Origin of the sequence: Bradyrhizobium genomosp. I (2014) (assembly GCF_000261685.1) — a bacterium.
Lineage (GTDB): Bacteria > Pseudomonadota > Alphaproteobacteria > Rhizobiales > Xanthobacteraceae > Bradyrhizobium.
Genome location: NZ_AJQE01000451.1, coordinates 1 through 4,634, shown reverse-complemented (window position 1 = coordinate 4,634; position 4,634 = coordinate 1). Strand labels below are relative to the sequence as shown.

Here is a 4,634-nt window from a genome sequence, read left to right as displayed (position 1 = left end):
GGACGCGCCGACAGGCGCGCACGCCGGGTCGAGCTGCTGCTCAGTTCCTGCTCCAGCGCCGCCGAGAGCGCGACGATACGTTCTGTCCTCCCGGGATCGTGACTGAATGGAGCGACGGGGAACTGCGGCATGTGAACCGTCTCATATTCCACCACTTTCTTTTCGAGCTATGACTCCAGCAAGAAATTGCCGCACCCGGAGCTAACTGACAGACACGGGTGAGATGCAGTGCCTGCGACGCCGCGTGCTCGCAGCTTTGGATTGGTTCTGGTCCTGCTCACGAGGACGCCAGTCCCATCACTCAGCACAGATCTTTCAGAAATTGGAATCAAGAGCATCGCGAAACGGGTTGACGCAGCTCCTATTCGGGGTCGGCCGGTAGGCTGCTACTTACCAAGGAGCCCCCCATGAAGCTAAGCAATGAAGTTTACAGTGCATTGTCCCTGACAAGATACGCCGGCAGTTTTCGGATTGCTCGTTCGAGTCTGATCAAGTCGGTCCATCTTCTCGAGAGAATTGGCCTCGCAGCCGTTGGGGCCACTTGCGGTCTCTATGTGGGTGCGACCCTCCTGCGTCAGAAGGGTGAATTTTTCGGCGGCGGCTGGATCGTGCTGCTAACGATGCTCTACGGAGCAGTTAGCTTCTATGTTGGAATTGATTTGTCGCGTACGTTCGCTCGGACGTCGATTTCGAGCACCTCGGAGCAATACGATGGATCCGAGGCGGTTGAGGTCATGAGTGCGGCCGGAACATTCACCGCGGCGATTGCAGCAGCGCTGTCCGTCAGCATCCTTGTCCTTGATCAAAGCCTTCCCAATGGCCTGCTAGTCTTTGTTGCCGGCTGTTGGATGGTTGGATCTTCGCTTCAAGTTGCGGCGGGAACGATAGCGCGCAGCTACGAAGTGCCGATGGACGAGAAGTGAAGACGACTGTGCTCACGGAAGAACGCCCGCCCGGCGTCGCGCCGTGGGCACAAGCCTGGTGTCGGGTCGGCTTCAGCTCTGAACGAGTAGTCGGCGATGCGTGGCAACCTCCATCCTTCAATGCTGCGTGCGGACGATTTTTGGTAGCGTTCGCATCGACGTTTCTGCTTGGACGCGTGCCGGTACCGAGCAACCTAATTTGTCGCGCAACAAACAAGACGTGCCATCATGATGGCGTTGGGATACTGTCCCCGCACGCCGTGGTCCAAAATTCTGCTAACCGCCAACCTCACGATCGGTGGGAGCCATGCAGATTTCGGAGTGGCTCGAGAAGCTGGGGCTTGGGCAATACGCGGAGCGTTTTGCCCAAAATGGGATCGACATGGGGGTCCTTCCCGAACTGATGGACGAGGACTTCGACAAGCTCGGAGTCCTGCTCGGTCATCGCCGCAAGATGCTGCGTGCGATTGCGGATCTCGATCCAGCCGCGTTGATCGCATCGCCCGTTCCTCCTCAGGACGCCGAGCGGCGACACCTCACCGTGATGTTCTGCGATCTGGTCGGCTCGACTGCGCTCTCGGCGCGGCTCGATCCCGAAGATATGTGGGAAGTGATCCGCGCCTATCGCACCGCCTGCGCGAGCGTCATCGCGGCTTATGATGGCAGGATAGCCAGGTTCGTCGGTGACGGAATACTCGTCTATTTCGGTTATCCTCGCGCCCACGAGGATGATGCGGAACGGGCAGTGCGAGCGGGCCTCGACATCATCTCTGCGGTCGGGCAACTCAAGACAGGCGCTGACGAGAAGGTTGAGCTGCGGATCGCAATCGCGACCGGGCTTGTGGTGGTCGGCGACCTCGTCAGCGGAGATGCGTCAGAGGAGCACGCAACGATCGGCGACACACCGAATCTCGCTGCCCGGCTCCAGAGCCTGGCGGAGCCGGGGGCGGTCGTCGTTGCTTCGTCCACGCGCCGGCTGTTGGGAGATCTCTTCACTTTTCGCAATCTCGGCCGCCGCGAGGTCAAGGGAATAGCCGAACCCATCGCGGTCTGGGCGGTCGAGGGGGCGACCGCATCAGAGAGCCGCTTCGAAGCGGTCCACGCGGCGCGCTCGATCGGTTTTGTCGGTCGCAAGGAAGAGATCGGGTTCGTGCTCTCGCGCCAGCGGCTGGCATGGCAGGGGCATGGCCAGATGGTGTTGATTGCTGGCGAAGCGGGCATCGGCAAGTCGCGCATGGTCGCAACGCTGTCCGAAAGCCCCGCGTTGGAGGCGCACCGGCGGGTGCGATATCAATGTTCGCCCTACCACACCAACAGTGCGCTCCATCCCTTTGTTGCGCAGCTCGAGCGCGCCGCCGGCATCCGTTCCCACGACACGTCGGAGCAGAAGCTCGAAAAGCTCGAGGCAATGCTGGCGCTTGGAACACAGCAGGTCGCCCGGGTGACGCCGCTCATTGCGGCTCTCCTTTCCATTCCAACCGGCGACCGCTATCCGCCGCTCGGTTTGAGCCCGGCGCAGCAACGGCGACAGACATTTACTGCGCTTCTCGATCAGCTCGAGCGGTTGGCGCGGGAGCAGCCCCTGCTGATCATCTGCGAGGACATGCATTGGGCCGATGCCACCACACTTGAGCTGTTCGATCTCGGGGTCGACCGGATCAGGGGATTGCCGATACTCGTGCTCATGACGTCCCGGCCAGAGTTCGAGCCTTCCTGGTCGGGCCTTGCCAACGTCAGTCTGTTGCGGCTCGACCGACTGGACCGGCAGGACACGCGCGCGCTGGTGGAGCAGGTGGCGGTTGGTCGCCAGCTCCCATGCGAGATGATGAAGCAGATCATCGACCGGACGGATGGTGTCCCGCTATTCGTCGAGGAACTGACCAAGATGGTGCTGGAGTCCGGAATGCTCGTGGAGGAATCCGGACGCTATCGCCTCGATAGTCCGTTCCCGCCGCTCGCCATTCCCGCGACGCTGCAGGATTCGCTGATGGCGCGGCTCGACCGGCTGGCTCCGGTCAAGGAGGTGGCGCAAATAGGCGCCGCCATCGGCCGCGAATTTTCATACGCGCTGCTGAGATATGTGGCGGGACGCGATGATGTGACGCTGAACACCGCGCTGGGACAGCTCGAAGGGGCCGAGTTGCTGGTGCGTCGCGGAACTCCGCCCGAAGCAAATTACAGCTTCAGGCACGCTCTCGTTCAGGAAGCGGCCTACGAAGGCCTGCTCAGGAGCAAACGGCAGCTGCTCCACAAGCGCATCGGCGATGTCCTGCGCGAGAAGTTTCCGTTCGTCGCCGAGACCGAGCCGGAAGTTCTGGCGCACCACTTCACGGAGGCGGGACTGAACGAGATCGCCCTCGAATGGTGGCGCAAGGCGGGCCAGCAGGCGCTGAAGCGCTCGGCCTATTCCGAGGCGATCGCACATCTCGGCAAGGCGATTGCCGCCGCCGATGAGCTGTCTGATGAGCCTCACCGGAAGATGAGCAGGCTGCATCTCCAAATCGCATATGGTCGTGCCTTGCGAGGCAGTCTCGGACACAGTGCTCCCGAGACCGTAGCCGCTTGGACGCGCGCCCGGCAGTTCGCGGCCGATATCGATGATCCCATCGAACTTGCGCCGGTCCACTCGGGACTCTTCAATGCCTGCCTGACCCACGGCGAGCTCGCTCCGATGCGGGAGCTTGCGGATGCCATCGGGAGCGCCGCTGACCGCCGGCCGGACTCGCCGGTGGCCGCTGTCGTCGCCCATTGGACGGGCGGCGTCACCTGCTGGTTTGGTGGCGACTACTCGAACGCGAGAACCCATCTCGAGCGGGCGCTGGCGATCTACGATGCCGAACCGGATCCCGCGATGTTCAGGGCTTCGGCGCTGGATCTTCCGTTCGTGATCATGAGGTTTCTTGCCCTGGTGCTCTGGCCACTTGGCGCGGTCGCTCGCGCGCGCGGGCTCGCCGCCGAAGCGGTGCGTGCTTCAGGAGAAAAACGGGCACTTTCCCAGGCCAACGCGCTCGTTCATCGCGCCGTGTTCGACGGACTATGCGGAGGCATGTTGCAGCAGACGGAGACGATCCTGGCGCTCGGTCTCGCACGCGATCATACGATGCCGCTGTACGTCGCCGCCGGCACCTACCTGAATGGCCTCGCCAAGTGGCGTGCCGGAGACCGAACGGCCGGACTGGCGGACATGCGTCACGGCTGGGCCTTGCTGCACGAGAACGATTGCTACCTCTGCGAACCGTTTTGGGGAATGCATGTCGCCGTGGCGAATGCAGAGGTGGGCCAGGTCGAAACCGGGTTGGAAATCTTGAGCGAATTGATCGCCTCGACGGGGCAATCCGGCCAGCATTGGCTCGATGCCGAGCTGCACCGCGTCCGGGGAGAACTCCTGTCGCGCCATGATCCTTCGAACGAATCCAGTGCCGAAGACGCCCTCAGGCGAGCGTTGGAAATCGCCCGACGCCAACGGACGAGGACTTTCGAGCTGCGCAGTGCCCTTGCACTTGCGCGCCTGTACAGCACGGCTGGCCGAGCGGGCACGGCATCCGAGCTGCTCGCTCCCGTCCTCGTTGAATTCGATGCGGAGCGAAATCTTTCGGAAGTCGAGGACGCGAAGCAGCTGCTCAGGCAAGAGCGTTAGAGCATGATCCGGAAACGTGCGCAGCGGTTTTCCGAAAGGATCATGCTCAAACGACAACCTAAAGCGCGATGACG

2 protein-coding genes are annotated in these 4,634 nt (G+C 62.2%); both read left to right on the top strand.

The window, feature by feature from the left end; translation table 11 throughout:
• The first annotated feature begins 407 nt into the window (after positions 1–407).
• Positions 408–923, top strand: coding sequence for a hypothetical protein (locus tag IC50_RS37765; RefSeq protein WP_035716725.1), 516 nt, complete (start codon positions 408–410; stop codon positions 921–923).
• A gap of 307 nt (positions 924–1,230) precedes the next feature.
• On the top strand, positions 1,231–4,560 hold the full coding sequence (locus IC50_RS37760; protein ID WP_035716722.1) for an adenylate/guanylate cyclase domain-containing protein: 3,330 nt from the start codon (positions 1,231–1,233) through the stop codon (positions 4,558–4,560).
• Positions 4,561–4,634: the final 74 nt, after the last annotated feature.

What these genes read in the sequence shown, in the direction of transcription:
- IC50_RS37765 (WP_035716725.1), top strand. Translation starts at nt 408, where the DNA reads ATGAAGCTAAGCAATGAAGTTTACAGTGCATTGTCCCTGACAAGATAC.
- IC50_RS37760 (WP_035716722.1), top strand. Translation starts at nt 1,231, where the DNA reads ATGCAGATTTCGGAGTGGCTCGAGAAGCTGGGGCTTGGGCAATACGCG.